The 18418-nt window shown below is 60.6% G+C and carries 18 protein-coding genes; 9 read left to right on the plus strand and 9 right to left on the minus strand.

The features are described 5' to 3' along the window. Positions 1-83 precede the first annotated feature (83 nt). Entirely contained in the window at positions 84-1079 is a 996-nt protein-coding gene (locus ABD742_RS06155; protein WP_234748062.1) for a LacI family DNA-binding transcriptional regulator, read from the minus strand. Positions 1080-1734: 655 nt separating this feature from the next. On the opposite strand from ABD742_RS06155, the gene ABD742_RS06160 reads away from it, so the two are divergent. The 7 genes from ABD742_RS06160 (at position 1735) to ABD742_RS06190 (ending at position 7596) form a co-directional block, all read left to right on the plus strand. Continuing rightward, positions 1735-2748, plus strand: coding sequence for an ABC transporter substrate-binding protein (locus ABD742_RS06160; protein ID WP_234748060.1), 1014 nt, complete (start codon positions 1735-1737; stop codon positions 2746-2748). Then, on the plus strand, positions 2745-3713 hold the full coding sequence (locus ABD742_RS06165) for an amino acid ABC transporter permease (protein WP_234748058.1): 969 nt from the start codon (positions 2745-2747) through the stop codon (positions 3711-3713). The genes ABD742_RS06160 and ABD742_RS06165 overlap by 4 nt, the downstream gene beginning before the upstream one ends. Then, positions 3710-4519: an amino acid ABC transporter ATP-binding protein gene (locus ABD742_RS06170; protein WP_268818702.1), complete on the plus strand. Its 810-nt coding sequence runs from the start codon at positions 3710-3712 to the stop codon at positions 4517-4519. The genes ABD742_RS06165 and ABD742_RS06170 overlap by 4 nt, the downstream gene beginning before the upstream one ends. Positions 4520-4818: 299 nt before the next feature. Next, positions 4819-5124: a hypothetical protein gene (locus ABD742_RS06175; RefSeq protein ID WP_234748056.1), complete on the plus strand. Its 306-nt coding sequence runs from the start codon at positions 4819-4821 to the stop codon at positions 5122-5124. After that, a complete protein-coding gene (locus tag ABD742_RS06180; protein WP_234748054.1) occupies positions 5114-5323 on the plus strand; it encodes a hypothetical protein in 210 nt (69 codons plus the stop codon). The genes ABD742_RS06175 and ABD742_RS06180 overlap by 11 nt, the downstream gene beginning before the upstream one ends. 89 nt (positions 5324-5412) lie before the next feature. Beyond that, on the plus strand, positions 5413-6435 hold the full coding sequence (locus ABD742_RS06185) for an NAD/NADP octopine/nopaline dehydrogenase family protein (protein WP_234748052.1): 1023 nt from the start codon (positions 5413-5415) through the stop codon (positions 6433-6435). A gap of 330 nt (positions 6436-6765) precedes the next feature. Further along, on the plus strand, positions 6766-7596 hold the full coding sequence (locus ABD742_RS06190) for a trypsin-like peptidase domain-containing protein (RefSeq protein WP_234748050.1): 831 nt from the start codon (positions 6766-6768) through the stop codon (positions 7594-7596). Positions 7597-7687: 91 nt separating this feature from the next. Here the strand turns inward: ABD742_RS06190 and ABD742_RS06195 are convergent, their stop codons facing one another. The 6 genes from ABD742_RS06195 to ABD742_RS06220 all read right to left on the minus strand — a co-directional run bounded on the left by ABD742_RS06195 (position 7688) and on the right by ABD742_RS06220 (position 12980). Then, entirely contained in the window at positions 7688-7942 is a 255-nt protein-coding gene (locus ABD742_RS06195) for a hypothetical protein (RefSeq protein WP_234748049.1), read from the minus strand. Positions 7943-8199: 257 nt separating this feature from the next. After that, positions 8200-8982, minus strand: coding sequence for a glycerophosphodiester phosphodiesterase (locus ABD742_RS06200; RefSeq protein WP_234748047.1), 783 nt, complete (start codon positions 8980-8982; stop codon positions 8200-8202). 44 nt (positions 8983-9026) lie between these two features. Continuing rightward, positions 9027-9824: an inositol monophosphatase family protein gene (locus ABD742_RS06205; RefSeq protein WP_234748046.1), complete on the minus strand. Its 798-nt coding sequence runs from the start codon at positions 9822-9824 to the stop codon at positions 9027-9029. Between the two features lie 74 nt (positions 9825-9898). Further along, complete coding sequence (locus tag ABD742_RS06210) at positions 9899-10723, minus strand: carbohydrate ABC transporter permease (RefSeq protein WP_234748044.1); 825 nt, start codon at positions 10721-10723, stop codon at positions 9899-9901. Continuing rightward, entirely contained in the window at positions 10723-11685 is a 963-nt protein-coding gene (locus tag ABD742_RS06215) for a carbohydrate ABC transporter permease (RefSeq protein WP_234748043.1), read from the minus strand. Before ABD742_RS06215 ends, ABD742_RS06210 begins: the two co-directional genes overlap by 1 nt. Further along, positions 11682-12980 carry an ABC transporter substrate-binding protein gene (locus tag ABD742_RS06220; RefSeq protein WP_234748041.1) on the minus strand — a complete coding sequence of 433 codons (1299 nt, stop codon included), beginning with the start codon at positions 12978-12980 and terminating at the stop codon, positions 11682-11684. Before ABD742_RS06220 ends, ABD742_RS06215 begins: the two co-directional genes overlap by 4 nt. Before the next feature lie 335 nt (positions 12981-13315). On the opposite strand from ABD742_RS06220, the gene ABD742_RS06225 reads away from it, so the two are divergent. Beyond that, positions 13316-14272, plus strand: a complete 957-nt coding sequence (locus ABD742_RS06225; RefSeq protein WP_234748038.1) for an inorganic phosphate transporter — start codon at positions 13316-13318, stop codon at positions 14270-14272. A 21-nt stretch (positions 14273-14293) separates the two neighbouring features. Then, a complete protein-coding gene (locus ABD742_RS06230; RefSeq protein ID WP_234748036.1) occupies positions 14294-14911 on the plus strand; it encodes a DUF47 domain-containing protein in 618 nt (205 codons plus the stop codon). 179 nt (positions 14912-15090) lie between these two features. Here ABD742_RS06230 and ABD742_RS06235 read toward each other — a convergent pair whose 3' ends face one another. Together ABD742_RS06235 and ABD742_RS06240 are read right to left on the minus strand one after the other, a co-directional pair. Next, positions 15091-16104, minus strand: coding sequence for a LacI family DNA-binding transcriptional regulator (locus ABD742_RS06235; protein WP_234748033.1), 1014 nt, complete (start codon positions 16102-16104; stop codon positions 15091-15093). A gap of 221 nt (positions 16105-16325) precedes the next feature. Then, positions 16326-18332, minus strand: coding sequence for an SIR2 family protein (locus ABD742_RS06240; protein WP_234748030.1), 2007 nt, complete (start codon positions 18330-18332; stop codon positions 16326-16328). Positions 18333-18418: the final 86 nt, after the last annotated feature.

The following is an 18418-nucleotide window of genomic DNA, read 5'->3' on the forward strand; positions in this document are numbered from 1 at the left end:
CCCTGGGTCTGTGATCGACCGTGGTCATCGGTGATGAATGATGCGCCGACCCCCTCGCATCAGGGGAAGCTATTGCTCAGGACTTAGCGGAGCTCTCCGCAGGAGGCGCGGCTTATGAGCTCGGGTTCGAAGGTCAGTTGGGCGGACACTCGGGGGTTCTCGACAATGAGCTTGGCGGCCTCTTGTCCCATCTGGTGTGAGGGTTGGGTGACCACCGTGATGCCGAGGTTCTGGGCCCAGGCGAAGTCGTCCATGGTCAGAAATCCGATGTCTTCCGGAATTGAGAGTCCGCGGTCGATAAGTGCTGTGTGAACGGCGAGGGTGTAACGGCCGGAGAGGCAAACCATCGCCTCCATTGAAGGGTTGGCGTCCAGCAAGGAAGTCACAGCGTCGGTGACTTCCGGGGTGGTGACGTCGTCGTCGAGGATCGCGATCGCGTCATCGTTCAGTAGTGCGTTGTCCTTGCCGAGTCCCTTGCGTAGGCCCTCGATACGGCCAATTTGGGACGGTACCGCGCCGGAGGCGATCACGCCGATTGTCCGCCGTCCGCAGGACAGGATGTGCTCGGCCATCATTCGCCCGGCCGTGACGTTGTCCAGGGAGACGGAGTGCAGCCCGGGTGGTGGGTCCTGCAGGGTCCGCGCTACGACCACACAGGGCGTTCCGCCGGCAGCCATTCTGCGCACTCTTTCGTCAACCGAGGCGCCGCTAGTGACGATCAAGCCCCGTACACGCTGTTCATCCATTGCCTGGACCTGCGCGACCTCCCGACCTGTGTGGCGGAAGGTGTTGGAAAACATGACGAGGCTGCCGTTGGCGGCCGCGACATCGTCGATTCCCCTCATGAGGTCGAGGTAGAACGGGCTGCGAAGATCGTCGATGAGCACGCCGATGGTGCTGGAGCGTCCGGCGAAGATGCTCTTTGTGAGGGCGTTCGGGGTGTACTCAAGTCTGGCTGCTGCGTCCCGGACCCGCGTTGCCGTCACTTCCTTGACTGCGAGGCCGTTCAGCACCCGCGACACCGTCGCTATTGACACGTTGGCGGCTGCGGCGACGTCGCCGATGGTCGTTCGTTTCACAGTTTGTTCCTTACCGTGGATCAGCCAAGGGTTCAGACGCAGCCCAACACCGCGAGGAACTGGCGCGATCGCCAGAGCCCGAAGAAGAAGGCTTCCGCGGCTTCGTTTGATACTGGCCACGCCCACCTTCAATGTAACTGGTTGCACGATAAGCGCCTGCGTCAGAAGGGTCAAGGGGTTCCCGCACGATGGCGCGGAAAGCCGAAACCCGAGCCGCGCAGAGCCAGCCCAACAGGTTCAATCTTAGCTCGTCCGGGCTCTGATTGCCTCGTGATGTAGGCGTTGTCACCTCTGCAATCGTGTAGAGCCATACGAGAATGACGTACCCATCAGAGTTAGATCTTGACCGAAGATGCGTCGGTATGCTCTCCTTGAATGTAATTAGTTACATAGATCACCTCAAGACCTTGAAAGTAAATCTATGTTGAACACTCGAAGGGCTTCCCGTGAATGTCAGCAACAACCCGGATTGATGACACAGAAGGTGAAGTGAGGGCAAACCGGTAGTTCGGCAATGATGCCGGCCTCGCAGGAACGTCCTCGGAACACCCACCCAATATCTCCTCATCGGCACGCGACACCAACGGCGATGCCTGACCAGAGGTTCACGAAAACTTGAAATTATCCGCATTCCGCAGCTCAAGAGGAGCAAATCATGTCGGTTGACGAACAGTCCATCCCGGTTCGGGGCGACGGCGCATTTGCGCACCCGAACGTTTCCGCAAAGAATGACGTACGCCGCTGGCGCACATCCCTCGCCGTTGCTGCTGTCGCAGTCTCCATCAGTCTTGCGGGCTGCACCGCGGATCCCGGTACGGCCAGCAGCAGCGCCAGCCCGTCCGCTAAGAGCACGGGAATCCCGACCCAGCAGTTTGATCAGACACTGCACGACAAGCTGCCGGCGAAAATCCTTAACGCCGGCAAAATCGTCGCCGTCAACTCGGGGTCCTACCCTCCATACGCGATCATCAACGGCACCGGTGAGCCAGACGGACTCCTCGGTGATGTGGACAAGGCTGTCAGCGAGATCCTCGGCGTAAAGGTCGAGCAAAACACAGTCGCAGGTCTGGCCTCAATGCTTTCCGGAATGCAGGCCGGGCGCTACGACGTCGCCTTGGACCCGAACGGCGACTACGTCGACCGCCAAGACAAGGCGACGTTTGTCGATTACATCAAGGAGCACGTGCTCTTTGCTGTACTAAAGGGAAACCCGAAGCAGATCAACGACATGGACGGGACCTGCGGAACTCGAATCGGTGTCCTGGCAGGCGGTTCTGCTGAGCGGGTCATGAAGGCTCAATCGGACAAGTGTGTGGCGGCCGGCAAGCCTGCGGTTGAGGTGCAGTCCTACCAGGACAGCCCACAGTCAATCCTTGCCGTTCAGTCCGGCCGCGCTGACGCAGTGTTCGGCGGCCAGGGGCCGCTGACCTACTACGTCAAGGAGACCGGGGGCAAGCTCCAATTGGCCGCCGAAGGAAAGGACAACGTACTCGGGGCCACGTTCCAGGGCGCAGTGGTTCCGAAGGATTCTCCGCTCGCCGGGGTGCTGCTCGGCGCATTCCAGAAGATGTATGCCAACGGCACCTACGATGCCATCCTCGCCAAGTGGGGGCTGGAGGCCAACAAGTTGGACAAGCCCGGTATCAATGGAGGAGGCGTTAAGCCATGACGACCATAGGAGATAAACGTATCGTGGTCGCCATGGAACCTGAACTGGACGTCCAAAACGCAGCACGCCGTAAGCACCTGTGGCGCTGGATTTCGGCTGCCGTCGTCCTGGTCCTTGTGATCGACGGCGTCCGGATCCTAGTAACCACGGATACCTTCGCATGGCCCGTCGTTGCGAGCTACCTGCGCGCGGACTCCATCATCCGTGGCCTCGGCCTGACCCTGATGTTGGCCGTCGTCGCCATGGTGATCGGCGTCGTGCTCGGTGTGCTGCTGGCCTTGGGCCGGCTGTCACCTAACCCTGTGCTGCGGAGTATCTCGGGCGCCTACGTCTGGTTCTTCCGGGGAACACCCACACTCGTGCAGCTGATCTTCCTTTACAACCTTTCTGCGCTCTTCCCGCAGCTCAACTTCGGTATTCCGTTTGGCGGCCCGATCTTCGCATCCTTCTCGACGAACTCGCTCATCACGCCTCTTCTCGCCGCTATCCTGGGCCTCGGGCTGAATGAGGGTGCATACATGTCCGAGATCGTCCGGGGCGGTCTGCTCTCCGTGGATTCAGGACAGCGCGACGCCGCACACGCCCTTGGCATGACGAACTCGCGGATCATGAGACGGATCGTCCTGCCGCAGGCCATGCGCTTCATCGTCCCGCCGACCGGGAACCAGGTCATCAGTATGGTGAAGGCCACCGCACTCGTGAGCGTCATCGCATTGTCGGACCTGCTCTACGCGGCTCAGGCCATCTACAACCGGACATTCGAAACCATTCCGCTGCTCATTGTGGTGTGCATCTGGTACCTGGCCGTGACATCCGTGTTGTACGTCATTCAGTCGTTCATCGAGCGGCACTACAGCCGAGGCGAACGAAATCAAAGGACCAGTTTCTGGGACTTCCTGCGTATCCGTCCGAGAGCAACGACTCCGCCCATCGTACACACTGTGACAGAGGGACCGACAGCATGAGCACCTCGACGGAATCTCCAACGCCCCGTCTCGACGCTACTGGCATAGCGCCTATTCTGCGGGCCCGCGGCGTGCGCAAGAGCTTCAAGCATCTTGAGGTGCTGCGCGGCATCGACCTCGACGTTTCACAGGGTGAGACTGTCGCCATTCTCGGTCCATCCGGGTCCGGTAAGTCGACATTCCTCCGCTGCGTGAACCTGCTCGAGCCTATAAATGGTGGCCGCATCCTGGTTGACGGCCGTGATGTCGGATACGACGTCCGAGGCGGCAGACTGAACGAAGTCTCACCCAACGAGCTCGCTCGTCGTCGTCGCGACATCGGCATGGTGTTCCAGCACTTCAACCTGTTCCCGCACATGACCGCGCTCGAGAACATCATCGAAGCCCCGATCGGGGTAAAGGGGGAGCGCCGAGCTGATGCAGTTAAACATGCCAGGTCACTTCTTGCCCAGGTCGGTCTTGAAGGAAGGGAAGATGTCTACCCCCGGCAACTGTCAGGCGGTCAACAGCAGCGTGTAGCAATAGCACGTGCTCTGGCAATGCGACCGAAACTGATGCTGTTCGACGAGCCAACCTCCGCCCTGGACCCCGAATTGGTCGGCGAAGTCCTCGCGACAATGAAGCAACTGGCTGAAGGCGGGCTCACCATGGTCGTCGTTACCCACGAGATCAGTTTCGCCCGGGAGGCCGCTGACCGCGTCATCTTCATGGACGGCGGCGTCGTCGTCGAACACGGAACTCCACAACAAGTGCTCGATGTGCCGCAGCATGAACGGACCCGTGCCTTCCTGTCCCGTTTTCTCTGAAGCTCGTCCGGCCCGAGCCGGTACAAGGGCACCTGCCCTGTGCCGGCTTGCGGCCCCGATTGCCGCTAACTGAATGTCGCCGGAGGGGCCAAAGACGACGGTCCCCAGACGACCATTGGTCGTGATCGGTTCTGGCGTCTTCGCGAACACCACCCGGGCGGCCAGGGTCGGCGACCATGCTGACCTCTTGGACCGGTCGATTCGACCTTGCCGGGCTCCTGACCTAAGCCTGTGCAAGCACTTCTTATTCGATATCCCCCCGGACGGAATGCTGTGACGAGAACTCGTGGAAGAAACTCATGCAGAAGAAAAAGAAGAAGACATCCGAGCCCCTCGGTGGGGGCTTCACTGCTCAAGACTGGACCGGATTGCTGCCGGGACAGCGTGTATGGGTTCGGTCAAGTGACGGGGCGTCCTTCGCCGCTGTTGTCGAGACGAAGACGAGCAGTTCCAACGCAGTGTGGATCGTGCGCGATGACAACCTGAACACCAGGCAGGTCTTCATCCATATCGAAGGCATCCAGTTACTGCCGATCGAGCACGATGACGATCCACGAGCCCAGAGCAGCGAAACCCATGAAAGAAACATATCCAATGGAATCTAGCTCCCAGTCGGTACACATCACGGTGTCCGACGCTGCACTTGTCGACGAATTCCTGACCGAGGCCGTAGAAAGCCTTATGAAGAACGCGGCCGCCAATAACTGCGGCATTCTCGTGACACGACACAGCCAGGAAATCTATACCGCCGACGTGAATCCACATGTGCCTTTCGGCATCACCCGCGAGATCAGTCGGCTGTAGACCTCGGCGGACGTGCTCCGGCCCGTTCGCTCCTGTCCGGAGTGTTGCTGTCTTACACCCCAGCTTCATTTCTTAGAGAAAGAGACCCGATGGCTAACATCGTAATCAGATCCGACGAGGCCAATGCCGCTGCGACAGCGCTGACATTGGCCGCGAGAAACCACTCCGTCTGCCTCCTCACACTCGCTCTCGCGCCGGGGGAGCACGATTTCAGCTATTTCGGGGAGCGACGCACACTTCCGCTCCGCAGGGTGGAGGAACTGGACCCATCGGCGCCGAGGGTGGGCATTGTCTTCGCCGAGGGAGAAGACATAAAAGCCGGCATCAGAAGTGTCGTGGGTTCAACGTCCCCAGATCTGCTGGTCATCATCGGCGGGGGCATCACAGCGGCTGTCGAATCCACGGAAGCGGCACAGAGTCTCGGTTTCGACGTTTGCAGGATTCTTCTGGCGGGGGCCTTCCTTGTCGGGGGCAATGCCTCCGCGGTCAGGTCTGAGAAGCAAGGGGTATTGGCGGGCTTCCTGGCTCCGGGAACGCCGGCGCCAGTGGTGGAGCTGGCTGAATCAACGTTTCCGCAGATTTCCATCGGCGACGCCTTCAGCGTGGCACTTTCGAGCGTCAACGCGCTCTTCCACCTTCCTCCGATGATCCTGAACGCCATGAGCGTCGAGAGGGCCGACGACGTCCGATTCTATGTCGAAGGGTTCGGCGACAGCGTCTCCAGGCTCCTGCTTGAGCTCGACGCAGATCGTCTCCGACTCGGTGCCGCGCTAGGCCGCGTCCTCGTGCCCATCGAGGAACTCAATGACAGATACAGTGGCGATGCTGACAAACACGGAACGACTCTCAGGGAAAAGGTCAACTCCCCGCTTTCCACCCAGTCCATCAAACTGCCCTCCAGCTTCCACCACCGGTTCCTGGCGCACGAATTACGGTCCACGTTCGCGCCGATGTCCGAACTGGCCGACGCACTGGGCGTTGATGTACCTACGATCAGGTCAGTCGTTAGACTCGGCGAAATCCTGCTGGGTTCCGAACTCGGGCCTGAGGCGCGGGCCGCGGCGGGCAAGTTCCTGGGCTTGATCGACGCGAAAGCGGATTCGGCCCGCTAACTGGCGGATCGGCGGCGACTCACGACAGGCCAAGACCGGCGCCGGCGGCCGGTTCATCATGGGGGTGCACTCCTCGTAAGCCGCCGGGTCATCAGTGATGGCCGGGGCGAGCGCTATGTCTCATCTTTGATCCGATCTATCCCCGAAGTTGCGGGCACGGGAGGGCTCGATGGAATAGTTGACGGACAGCTTCTTAGTCGACCCCGGTCAAATAGCCACCTCTGGATCGCCGAGCGACAGGTCGGCGCCATGCCCCGGATCCGCGGGAGAGCGAAGATGCTCGGTGATTGGTTTGTGTTGGCGAGGCTTCCCCAAAGATAGGATCCAAACATGATTCAACAGTTGCCAACGCGATTCTCGCCGTATTCTCTTAAGAGTGTTCGGATTCAAGTCCTGGATATCAACGGCACAACCGTGCTTCAAGCTTCGGGTTTCCTCGTGTCGCACCACGGCAGCATGTGGTTGGTGACAAACGACCACGTTGTATCTGGATTCAACTTCGAAAGCCGACGGCCCCGGGAACGCGATCGAATATGGCTCGATTGGGCAGAGAACGGCAGTAGCCGTCCCAACAGGATTCGTGTGCATCTGCCGACGCCAGACGCTGAAGCGCCGGAAGCGTTGTTCGAAGAATTGAGTCCTGCCCGCATTGATATGGATCTCTACGATGCGAGCAAGAACGAGCTCTGGAAATCGGTCAAGAGTCCTCCAACCAACGGGAGCCTATTAGCTGATGTGGTGGGCATTGAGATTCCGAAGGAAGAGCAAGAACGGCTTCCGTTGGCTGACTATTGCTATTTCTGGAACGGCGAGCACCCATACTTCGAAGTCACTGACCGTGTCTGGGTTGTCGGCTATCCGGCCTCCGTGGGCAAACACGTTCCAACAACCCCTATCTGGACAAGTGGTTCCGTAGCAAGCGAGCCAGAGATTGGATTGGATAGCCGCTTCTTCATTGACAGCAGGACGCGCCCAGGACAATCCGGATCGCCGGTTATAGTCCATAGGCAGTCGAGATACCTGGACGAGGCGGGTGGCCTCGGGGAAGAGCTTCCGGAAAAGGCGATCCTGTTGGGTGTATATAGTGGACGTACTGACGAGAAGTCGGATATCGGTTCGGTCTGGAAGACAAGCGTGCTGTCAAGGATATTCAACGCATAGCCGGGCTAAATCCCCGGTTATTGTCGCAAAATCAGCTCTGTGCGGGAAATGGGGCATGGGCATGTGGCGACGTGATTGTTCCTCGCGAGTGTCATTCAGCCGTCTCGCCATAGGAGATCTTCGCTACGCCGTCGATCTGCTCGATGGTCACTACGGCTGCTTGCATGGCTTTAGGCGAAGCTGTGAGCTTGAGGATGATGTCCTGGGATTTCTCGTTTAGAAAGGTTTCACCAAGCAGGTCCGCTTTCATGCTCAGAGCGACGTAGATCGGGCGGCTCGCTACAAGGCCGTCGCGGGAATGGAAGGCAGAGCCGACCGTTGGGCCCGGTGTATCGGTGATCTTCATAGATTGCGTGAGCTTGAAGATTACGATGTGGGCTGTTTGGGCTGCTTTGAGCTCCGCCGATGAAGCGCCCGGCTGTTAAGGGCGGGCGCTTGGCTGAGAGTTTGGGTCCCCGGCGTTGGGCGCCCGGCCGGGGGCGGGTTTTTCCAGCGCGCGTGATCCACATCAACCGCATTCCGGTACCCAGGTTTTAGTCGCTTTTCTCCTGATCTGCAGAGCCTTTACCGGTAAGAAGTGGCCGCTGGTAGATCGACGTTCAGTTATACTCGTGCCGTGTTGGCCTCGGAGAATGTGGGGAAGAGCGAAGTGAACTCGTGGCTGGCCAGCAGCAGCCGGCGGGCATATTCGGGCAGGTTGGACGCGGACATGTCGACGTTCAACTCAACGATGCGTCGCACGTCTCCATGGTTTTCGAGAAGGGAACCAGCGACAAGGTAGCCCCCATCGTGCAGCTCATCGACGATGGGACGGGTCAATTGTTCCAATGGGATAAGGGCTACAGACGCACCGAGCATTTTGATCACGTCGCGCCAGTTGGAGGTGACGTCGTGGGAGTGGAAACCGAGTCCCCTTCCCATTGGCGCGTCCCCCCACTCGTCGGCGAAGGCGCTCAACGTGAGTGAGTCGAAGCTCGTGAACAGGCAGCGCTGCAGGTCGCCTTCAGGCCGGTCCCGGAGGAACTTGGCTAGAGGACGTGCAGCGTCCGGGGCCTTGATTTCAACCTGTAGCAGCACCGTTGTCGCGTCTAGGGTTTCCTTGAGTGTGGGTACGCGCTGTCCCTCGCCGAGATCGACGCTTCGTACCTGCTCGAGCGTGAGTTCTTCCACGGGTGTGTGCAGGTGCGGGCTCGGCGCTGCGGCGGTGCGGGCGAGAGTCCGGTCGTGCAGAATCACGAGCTCGCCGTCGGCGGTTACTTTCACGTCGAATTCGATTTCGTCGACGCCGGCATGCTCTGCGCTGGCGAAACCGAGCAGCGTGTTCTCCGGTGCGCCGGCCATGTTGCCGCGATGCCCGGCGAATACGAATGTGCGGTGTGTTGTCATTAGGTTCCTCTGTTCAATCAAAAAGTGTGGGTGGGGGGGTGATATCAGGTAAGCAGCGGGTCGAGTTCGTGTGCCAGCTGTGTGTTTGCGACCAGGAGCAGCTCAGAGGACGGTCTACCGCCTCCGAGTCCGCGGACGTCGGCGCCGGCTTGTGCGGCGATGAGAGTGGCCGCCGCATAGTCCCAGATAGGAAGGCCCCGGTGGAAGTACCCATCGATACGTCCCTCCGCGACGCCGCAGATGTCCAGGGCGGCTGTTCCGGCGAGCCGGAAGTCCCGGACCCGCAGGGCGCAGGCGTTGACGTCGCGGAGAACCAGCTCTCGTTTGCTGAGGTCGTACGGGAATCCGGTGGATACGAGCGCCTTCTCGAGCGGCACGTTCTCGTTGACGCGCAGCTCCACACCGTTGAGGTGCGCCGTGTGCCCGGCAGCGGCGGTGTACTCGGAGCCCAATGCCGGGGCGTACACGCACCCGGCGACCGAGATGCGGGTGCCGTCGGCCTGCTCGGTTGTCGCCGCGATGGATACAGCCCAGTAGGGCGAGCCATAGAGGTAATTCACGGTGCCGTCGATGGGATCGACAATCCAGATGATCCCGCTGCTGCCGCCGTCCGTTTGCCCGCTTTCCTCGCCGAAAAACCCGTCATCCGGGCGCGCGGTCCGCAGCCGGTCGCGGATGAGCGTTTCCACAGCAGTGTCGGCTTGCGTGACGATGTCCAGCTGGCTGGACTTCGTGGAGGCAACGCTGATTCCGTCGTTGCGCATGTTTGCGGCCAAGGCTCCCGCCTCCGTGGCGACGCTTCGGGCGATGGCGAGCAGTTCCAATGGATCGGTGTTCGTCAAGGTGATTTCGGTTCCTTTTGCGTGGGTGGTGGGGACATGGTCGCCTGAGCAGGCAACTCGATGGGCGGCATGGACTACTTCAATCCGCTTCGGGCAACGCTGGCGATGAATTGCTTTTGCAAAATCAGGAAGATGATGATCATGGGTAGGGCGGCGAGCAAACCGGCGGACATCAACATGTTGTAGTCGGTGGTGCCGTAGCTGCTGCGGAGTTGGGCGATTCCGGGGCCGAGAGTGAGCTTGTCGATCGATCGGTTGACCACGATCGGCCAGAGCAGTTCTTTCCATTCCGAAAGCACGGTCAGGATCGCGACCGTGATGATCCCGCCGCGGGCTAGAGGTATGACCATGGTGAACAGGATCCGCAGATGTGAGGCGCCGTCCACCCGGGCCGCTTCGATCAATTCCCGCGGGATGCCGCGGAAGAACTGATAGAGGAGGAACACCGCGAAGACGTCGAAGATCGATGGGAGGAACAAGGCGATGATGGTGTCGGTGAGTTTCATCCCCGAGATGATTGTGTAGTTCGGGATGATGAAGATGTCACCGGGCACCATGATCAACGCCAGGATGACGACGATGATGACGCGGGAACCGGGAACCTTGAGAACGGCAAGCGCATAGGCGGCGAGCGTGCCGACGACGAGAGTTCCGATCACCCGACCCGCAGAGGCGAGGATCGTGTTCATCAGGAGTGTCATGAACGGTATTCGGTCGAAGACCGCCTTGGCTCCATCGAGGGTGAGGGGGTCCGGGATCAGTTTCGGTGGGAGCGTGAGGGTCTGGCTTGTGGTCATCAGGGCGGTTGCGGCCATCCAAGCGAACGGCGCCAGGGTCGCGAGGGCGACGACCGTGACGATGGCGTAGGTCCACCAGCGGGAGCGGCTCGTGAGAAGCATCAGCCGTCCTCCCCGTAGTGCACAAAGCGACGTTGCGCTCGGAACAGCACGAGCGAGATGACCATGATGATCACGAACAGCAACAGCGAAACCGCTGCGGCATAGCCGCGGTCGCCCATGTTGAGGAACGCGAGCTGATAGTAGTAATACACGGCTGTAATCCCATAGTTCACTGAGGCAGATTGATCTGGCGGCAGCAGGACGTAGACCACGTCGAATAGTTTCAGCGTGCCGATGATTGTGGTGAGGGTCACGAAGAACAGCGACGGGCTCAGAAGTGGCACCGTGATCGAGAAGAACCGGCGCACGGGCCCGGCCCCATCGAGAGTGGCAGCTTCGTAGACTTCCGAGGGGAGGTCCTGCAAGCCTGCATAGAGGATGATTGTCGGGACGCTGAACGACAGGAAGACCACGATTACCGTGACGACAACCGTGAGACCAGCGGCACTTCCGAACCAGCTGACAGGTTTGGCGCCCAGCGCCTGGATGATCGCGTTGATGAGACCGTACTGGGTCTGGAACAGCCATCCGAAAAGCAGGATGGCCGCGGTCGGGAGTGTCACCGCTGGAAGAAAAATGATGGTCCGGAATGCCGTGGCTCCGCGGAAACGCCCCTGCATGAGCACCGCGCACAGCAGCGAAACAATCACGACGGTGGGGGCGATGACGACGGTGAATTTGAAGGTGTTGATCAGCGCGATACCGAGCTGACTATCGGAGAACATCCTGGTGTAGTTGTCGAGTCCGGTGAACCTCGCCGATCCGAACGCGCCGGCGTTATTGAACGACAGCCAGACGTTGTAGCCGAACCCGTAGAAACGGAAGACCAAGAGACCTGCGAGCAATGGAAGCAGGAAGAGGAATCCGATTCGTGCGTCTCGCCGGCCGAGCTTGCGCCGCCCCTGGGGGCGCCGCAAGCTCGGTTCGGCACTCTGGGAGCGCACGAGGGTGCGACTTGTCATTTGCTCAGGAACGATTTGGTCAGCAGTCCGTCAGCCTTCTGCGCCGCCTGTTCGGCGGTCAGCGAGCCTGCGAAGAAGGGTGCGGTGGCCGTACTCTCGAGCTCCGCGAAGACCGCCCGTGTCGCAGGGAACTCCGTGGTCGTGCGCAGGTACTGGTCGGGGAGCATCTTGTTGAAAGTCTCCTGGAGCCCGGCGATTGAACTGTTCGCCTTGAAGTACGCCGCCTTGACGTCGCTGGAAAGATTGGCCGGCTGGGCCGCGCCGCCCTCGGCGTGCAGTTTGGCGCCCTCATCCGATGTCAGGTACTTGATGAGCTTCCATGCTTCGTCCTTGTGGGACGAGTTTGCGTTCATCACGTACGAGAGCCCGTTGGTGTCCGACGCGTGCGAGCCGTTGATGGAAGGGGTTGGAACCGCAACGAAGGTGCCTGCCGGTACGTTAGCCTTCGAGAGCAGGGAGAGGAGGTAGGAAGGAATTCTTGACATCCCGATGTTGCCCGCGATGAGCGAAGTCGGTGCGTTGAAGTCGCCGGAGTCCTTGACCGCAGGGATGAGTCCTTGGTCCTGCAGGTCTTTGACCTTCTTGAATGCCTCGATTCCCTGAGGCGAGTTCACTGTGCCTTTACTGTCTTGAACGACGGTGCCGCCGAGCGAGCGAATGATGCTCGACACTGGACCGTTGAGAACGTAGCCGTAGTACATGGACGGCGCAGACGTTTTCGCCTTGAGTTCTCCGGCGATCCGGACCATGTCATCCCACGTCCAGTTAGCCGTCGGGACATCGGTCACACCGAGCTTCTTGAAGACCGCTGTGTTGTAGACCCACATCCACACGTCCTGGTCCTTGGGGATGCCGTACTGCTTACCGTCGAAGTTGTACAGGTTCGTGATCTGCTGCGGATACAGGTCCTTCAGCGTTAGGTTGTCACGCTTGATGTACTCGTCCAAAGGCTGGAGCGCGCCGCCCTTGACGTAGTAGGGCGCTTTCGAGCTCTGCCACATCACGTCCGGTCCGCTCCCAGCCCCGAGGGACGCATCGAGTTTCGTGTAGTACTGGTCTTCGGGGACCTGTTCGAGCGTGACGTGGATAGTCGGGTTGGCCGCCTGAAAACCGTCGATGGCCTTTTGGACGCCCGGCTTGTCGGTGGGGTTCCAGATCTGCAGGCTCAGGTTGACGGTCCCGCCACTCCCGGTGCTTCCGCTTCCGGCAGTGGGAGAACAACCCGTGGTGCCGACTAGCGCGGCTACACCTACGGCGGCGACGACGAGGGCGCGCCGGCGTGTGAATGAGTGCATGATTCCTGTTCTTCCTTTGAGTGGGTGGCGTTGGCGCCTTGCAGCTCAAGGCGCCGGATTGGTGCTACTGGGCCGCGGTGGCCGCTGGCTCCGTCGGGATTAGGTCAGACCGGTGATTTTCCTCTGGCATCTCCAATACTCTCCCGCTCCATTGTGGGAACGTTCCCGGTATGTGCAACACTGTACACCCGAGGAAGTGTCGAACAACACAATTTTTCCTAACGGCCATGAAGTGTTCACGGGTTGTATGCGGCTCGTTCCGTGTGATTACACGGAATTTTTCCGGCAGGCTCAATTCGGAGATGCGGCGGGAAGGTTCCCGTCAGGAGGTAGCGATGGATCAGATAACGGTGATCCTTGCAGTTGTTTTCGCGGTCTTGGTCGGACGTAACGACGGGGCCCCCCTTGTTGCCCTCGCCATCCGATCACTGCATCAACGAATCTGGTGGCCGCCTCTTGTCCTGCTCATCGCGATAGTTGGCGTACCCTTTTCCGGCGTTCACGGTGTTGCGAGCACGCTTGCGGAAATGTTCAGGGTTTCAACAGGGGGGTCCGGGTGGGGGTTGGCTGTTCTGCTTGTTTCGACGATCGCGACTCTCGTGGTCTCGACCGCGACCGGCATTCCCACGTCCATCACGCTTGCCCTTGTGGGGGCATCGGCCGGCGCGCAAGTAGCGGGCGGCGGGTTGGACGCTGGACGGGTTCTACGCGTGCTGCTTCTCGCGGCAGCCGGACCGGTGGCCGCCTGGATCCTTGCGCTGGTGGTAACGAGGATTCTCACGTTGGCTCGCGGCCGGCACGTCGAGCGGGCAGTGCGGTGGCAGCAGGTCACCGGGTTCGTTGCCACCGCGATCGCATACGGTGCCAACGACGGGCAGAAACTCCTCGCCGTTTTCGCCGTGCTGTTCGGTGCCGGCGCGACCGTAGCAGCTCAGGATCCTCGCGTTGTGCTTACGGTGGTCGGCTGCTTTGCCGCGGGGATCGTGGTTGGTCTAAGGCGCAGCGCCCATGCGCTTCGCCAGGGGGTGCTGCGCCCCAAGCCCTACCAGGTCGCCTCCACGCTGTGGTCCAGCGCGTCGGCAGTAATGCTCGGAGCTGTCGGAGGAGCACCGATGAGCATGACCCAATCCATCACTGGCGCGCTTATCGGCTCCGCCCCTCCCCGCGAATGGAGGCGCGTGCGCTGGGAACAATCACGCCGCATCGTGCTCGCGTGGGTGTGGACCCTCCCCGTTGCGGCGGTGATCGGTTGGGCGCTCACCCTGACAATCACGCCTCTGGGCAACAACTAAACGGATCTCAAGGAGAAACTGATGAAACACCTCATCCGCCGTCGCGCACAACGCAAGTCCACCCGCGACCTCCTGGCTCACCAGATCGATGTCACACTTGGTGGAGTCGCACTCGCTCTGGGGGCAATCGATACACCGGAAGGCCGTGCCGATGCCAGGGCATCCATGGCAGACATCGAGCACCAGGGTGACAACGCCCGTGCCGAAGTCATCCGGGTGATGTCCTCCCGCGTCACTACGCACCTGGACCGGGAAGACCTTTACCGCGCTTCGCGGTCCATCGATGACGTGCTCGATAACACCCGTGACTTCGTTCGCGAGATGATCATGTGGCATGCGCATCCTGGCCAGCTTGCCACGACAGCGCTCGGCCAAATCGTTGCGTCACTCAAAGAGCTGCGAGGCGCAGTTGCCAGTACCAACCCCGTGGACGTTCGCGAGAAGTGCCTGGCGGCCCGCAAGGAAGCCGGGCAGGTCCGCCGGACCTACCAGGAGGGGCTCGCGCTGATCTTCGGCAAGGAACTGAGCATGGACACGCTAAAGACGCGCGAGCTGCTCCGGCGCCTTGACGTGATCGGACTAAGGCTCGCAGAAGGAGCCGACGCCCTCCTGGACGGTCTGATCAAACGCGCCATCTGAACACTCCGCTCTACCAGTGCTCAGCGCTACCCAGTGCTGGCGGAAGGGTACTCTCGCCCCCTTCCGCCAGGATCTTGCGCCCGGCCTATGTGCATTGCCGCGAAATTACACACGCCTTGAAAGGGGGTTGGCTGCCGCAGCATCTGCTCCAGGGCCGCGGCCATTGTCGGTGTTCGCCATCATCTCCGCGGCGGCGCGGCAGTGCGGCCAGGCACCAGGACACCCGGGATTGCTGTGCGCTTCTCCGACGTCACACCGGCCTCGATCAATTCGATCACACGGTCGATGGCTGTTGTGCCAATTTCCTCAACCGGCAGCCGGAAACTCGTAAATCCGAAAAACGGCGCCGCCAAGGTACCGAAAGCGTCGTATCCGGTAACCGAAAGCCGCCCCGGAATTGGGATGCCTTGAACACGCAATTCCTCGAGAACATTCACCATGGTGATATCAGAAGGACACATTAGGGCGGTGATGGCAGGATCTGCCAGGGTTTTCATCACAGCCAGACCCACCGGCGCGCGATACGCGTCCAACTCCATCACGTGAACAGTGACCCCCGACGCCTCGAGCGTTCGGATCATCGCCTGGCCGCGGGTGTACCCATTCGGGGACTCGTCGCTGGACATAAGTAGAACAGCCACGTTTCGGTGACCGAGCTTCACCACGTGCTCCGCGATCTGTCCACCTCCATCCTCCTCGTCGCAATGGACGCTCACGATGCCCTCGGCGTACTCCGCCCGTCCTGCCACGACGATCGGCACACGCTGTGCATAACGCACCAGATCTTCGCCGGGGAGCTGAGCCGACGACACGATCAACCCGTCCACGCGCAATGCGATGAGGGAACGCAATGCCTTCTGCGCGTCCTCAACGGTCAAGTCGTCAACACCGGTAACGGAGACCACCTCGTATCCGAATTTCGCCGCGCGGCGCTGCATGGCTGCCTGCAGATACCCGTAGAACTGGGTGGTGGAGTCGCGAAGCACGACACCCAGCGTCATCGTCCGTTGCGACACCAGCCCCCGGGCCATTGCATTAGGCACGTACCCGAGCAGATCCGCGGCTGCAAGAACCCGCTCCAGCGTCTCAGGACTGACATCGCCCTGGCCCAACAATGCACGCGAGACAGCGGACTTTGACACGCCGGCTTCACGGGCCACATCGATGATCGTTGGCGATCTCAGCTTGTTCATCTTCGGATTCCTTCCCGGCAACCCTTTGCTTTCGCAGGGCCTGGTGTGACTGCATAGCGGCGAACACCGGCTGACCGGCCTTGGCACGGTTCCGCCGCCGCCAAAGGCACCGCATGTTGCCTCAGCCGGGAACGTTCCATGTGCCGATCCTAGCGGTACATCACCGCGGTTGCACGTTGGCTAGAATAGCTGTCGCGTTGGACGTCGACATGCGGCGAACTCTATGCGCCAGCGTCGACCCAGACCTCGCCTGGCAGGACGCCTATGCGATTTAGCAAGGGCCTTCGGGCACGCTCGCGTTGAATCGCCCTGTTGACGGCGTGGAGAGTCTGAACGAAGTCATCGGGGCTGCCTGTCAGAATTCGGCTGCTCAAGAGCGGATGGCCGTTGCCGGATCCTGAGACTTCGCGGATAAGTCTCCGCACAATCGGGGATTCATAGTCGGCCGCTTCGACTTGAACGGCTTTCAAATGCGGAATCCTCATCGGGATCAGGCTGGAGTAAAGGTCGAGCGCCTTCCCGTACCCTTCCTTTGCTAGTGCGACCGGTTCGTGCGCCGCGAACTGCTCCGCACGTTCTTCCTGGGTCTTGGCGGCTTCCATGGGGTGTTGCAACAGCCACTCCTCGTATGTTTTGTTCGCCTCCTCCAGGAGGCGGGCGCTTTCGGTGAGCCCGGCCAGATAGGCAGCGGCTTCCGGCCGGGCTGCGGCGGCGGCCAGGTTCCTGAGGATTTCGAATACCTGCCACTTGTCCTGATATGTCTTTTCCCCGATCGAGAGATGTTCAACAAACAACGGCTTGAGTTCCTGGTAGAGCCTGTGGCTGGCCGATGGATCCTCGCAGATGTAGGCAGGCTCGAGGACCTGGACAGCGTATTCGTGGTACTTGCCCTGGTGATCCCCTTCGAGGGTGAAGAGCTGTCGGACAGTGTCGTATCGGCCAGCTGTGAGTGCGGCGATCCCGGTCGCATAGAACAGACGCATCATCACGAGATTGTGCAGGTCGAGAACAACTGTAAGACCACTGGCCCGCGGGGCATCCGAGAAGTTCTGGATCTCACGAAGCACCCAATGGTCGCTCATCTCGTTCCCCCAGTATGCGGTGGCAGCCATGACCGACATGAGAGCAGCTGATGCTTCTTCGAGCCGGCTTCGCATGCCGTCATAGGCGCCGTTCGGGGACAAAGCCCCCGTGTAGCTAAGCAACAGGTCATCGTTTTGGTGTAGGCCGTCGGCCTCGCGCTTGAGAAGGTCATGAAGGGGGATTGCGGTGTACCGGCCCGAGAGCTCCAGCTTCGCCGTCGATACGAGCGTCGCCGCTGTCAGAGGATGCCTGGTTGCGGCCCTCTCGCGCAGCGCAGCGTACGCGTTGTACAACTCTCCAAGGGCTTGGTCCGCCGACGCCGCTATCCTGGCCGCCCCGATTTGCTCGGAAAGTTCGGCGCCTTCGTCAGTGAATGTACCGGGTTCGACCCAGTATGGGAGGTAGATCCGCCGGAAGTTCCGTTTGATGGCCGCTCTCAGTTGAGGGTCGTATCTTGCGGACCAGCCGACGATCAGGAGGCCGTAGTCCTGCGCGATCCGGTCCAGGAATGCGTCGGCTTCGGGCGTGTATCTGTCCAGCTCAGACTCGGTGTTCCGCATCTCCTCAGGGGCAAGATAGTCGCCGTGGAGGTGGACGACGACGGGCTTGCCTGTGTGAAGGGGAGGGAGCCCGGCCAGGTCGTTCTGGCCGCGGATCACGACCGGAGTTACGGATTGCTCGCGCAGGGCGGCTTCCATCAGGTTGTCAAAGTTCAAGGTGATGACGACGTTGATGGCTCCTGCTGCCACCAGTCGGGCGATGGCGTGATGAGCCGCCGTCGGTTGTTTCTTTCCCTCCTCTTTTTCGTCTGGTGTTGCTTCGAAATAGCCCCGCAAAAGTGACTGCCGGTCGTGCGGCAAAGGGGCCAGATGCTCAAGAACCCGCTCGTATGTTGGTTCCTGAGCGTATTCGTTTCGGTACCACGCCATCCGCTCATCGTCGGTCGCGCATGTAGCGTCCTTCACCACGGCCAGCTGCGACAGGAGGTCTTGAAGGACGTCCCAAGCCGAAGGGACCCCACTTCCAATGGAGATGCCGGCGCCGAGCACGACGGCGTAAGAGCCCGGTGTCGATGTCAGGGAGAACGCCAGACTGAGAAGTTCAGTATCGACAGCCTTCTGATCATTACTTGCCAACGGAGTCATGTGCCAGCCCCTATTGCCCCTGGAAGGCCCGCCGGATGGAAGTAGCTTGATGGCTTGCGGGACCGGGGCCTACTGTACCAAGAAGG

Origin of the sequence: Arthrobacter ramosus, assembly GCF_039535095.1 — a bacterium.
Taxonomy (GTDB): domain Bacteria; phylum Actinomycetota; class Actinomycetes; order Actinomycetales; family Micrococcaceae; genus Arthrobacter; species Arthrobacter ramosus.

Excerpts from the sequence above, each read along its gene's own strand:
- ABD742_RS06215 (WP_234748043.1), bottom strand. The coding sequence starts at position 11,685 with ATGACAAGTCGCACCCTCGTGCGCTCCCAGAGTGCCGAACCGAGCTTG.
- ABD742_RS06180 (WP_234748054.1), top strand. The coding sequence starts at position 5,114 with ATGGAATCTAGCTCCCAGTCGGTACACATCACGGTGTCCGACGCTGCA.
- ABD742_RS06240 (WP_234748030.1), bottom strand. The coding sequence starts at position 18,332 with ATGACTCCGTTGGCAAGTAATGATCAGAAGGCTGTCGATACTGAACTT.
- ABD742_RS06235 (WP_234748033.1), bottom strand. The coding sequence starts at position 16,104 with ATGAACAAGCTGAGATCGCCAACGATCATCGATGTGGCCCGTGAAGCC.
- ABD742_RS06195 (WP_234748049.1), bottom strand. The coding sequence starts at position 7,942 with ATGAAGATCACCGATACACCGGGCCCAACGGTCGGCTCTGCCTTCCAT.
- ABD742_RS06220 (WP_234748041.1), bottom strand. The coding sequence starts at position 12,980 with ATGCACTCATTCACACGCCGGCGCGCCCTCGTCGTCGCCGCCGTAGGT.
- ABD742_RS06175 (WP_234748056.1), top strand. The coding sequence starts at position 4,819 with ATGCAGAAGAAAAAGAAGAAGACATCCGAGCCCCTCGGTGGGGGCTTC.
- ABD742_RS06165 (WP_234748058.1), top strand. The coding sequence starts at position 2,745 with ATGACGACCATAGGAGATAAACGTATCGTGGTCGCCATGGAACCTGAA.
- ABD742_RS06225 (WP_234748038.1), top strand. The coding sequence starts at position 13,316 with ATGGATCAGATAACGGTGATCCTTGCAGTTGTTTTCGCGGTCTTGGTC.
- ABD742_RS06200 (WP_234748047.1), bottom strand. The coding sequence starts at position 8,982 with ATGACAACACACCGCACATTCGTATTCGCCGGGCATCGCGGCAACATG.
- ABD742_RS06160 (WP_234748060.1), top strand. The coding sequence starts at position 1,735 with ATGTCGGTTGACGAACAGTCCATCCCGGTTCGGGGCGACGGCGCATTT.
- ABD742_RS06170 (WP_268818702.1), top strand. The coding sequence starts at position 3,710 with ATGAGCACCTCGACGGAATCTCCAACGCCCCGTCTCGACGCTACTGGC.
- ABD742_RS06230 (WP_234748036.1), top strand. The coding sequence starts at position 14,294 with ATGAAACACCTCATCCGCCGTCGCGCACAACGCAAGTCCACCCGCGAC.
- ABD742_RS06190 (WP_234748050.1), top strand. The coding sequence starts at position 6,766 with ATGATTCAACAGTTGCCAACGCGATTCTCGCCGTATTCTCTTAAGAGT.
- ABD742_RS06210 (WP_234748044.1), bottom strand. The coding sequence starts at position 10,723 with ATGCTTCTCACGAGCCGCTCCCGCTGGTGGACCTACGCCATCGTCACG.
- ABD742_RS06185 (WP_234748052.1), top strand. The coding sequence starts at position 5,413 with ATGGCTAACATCGTAATCAGATCCGACGAGGCCAATGCCGCTGCGACA.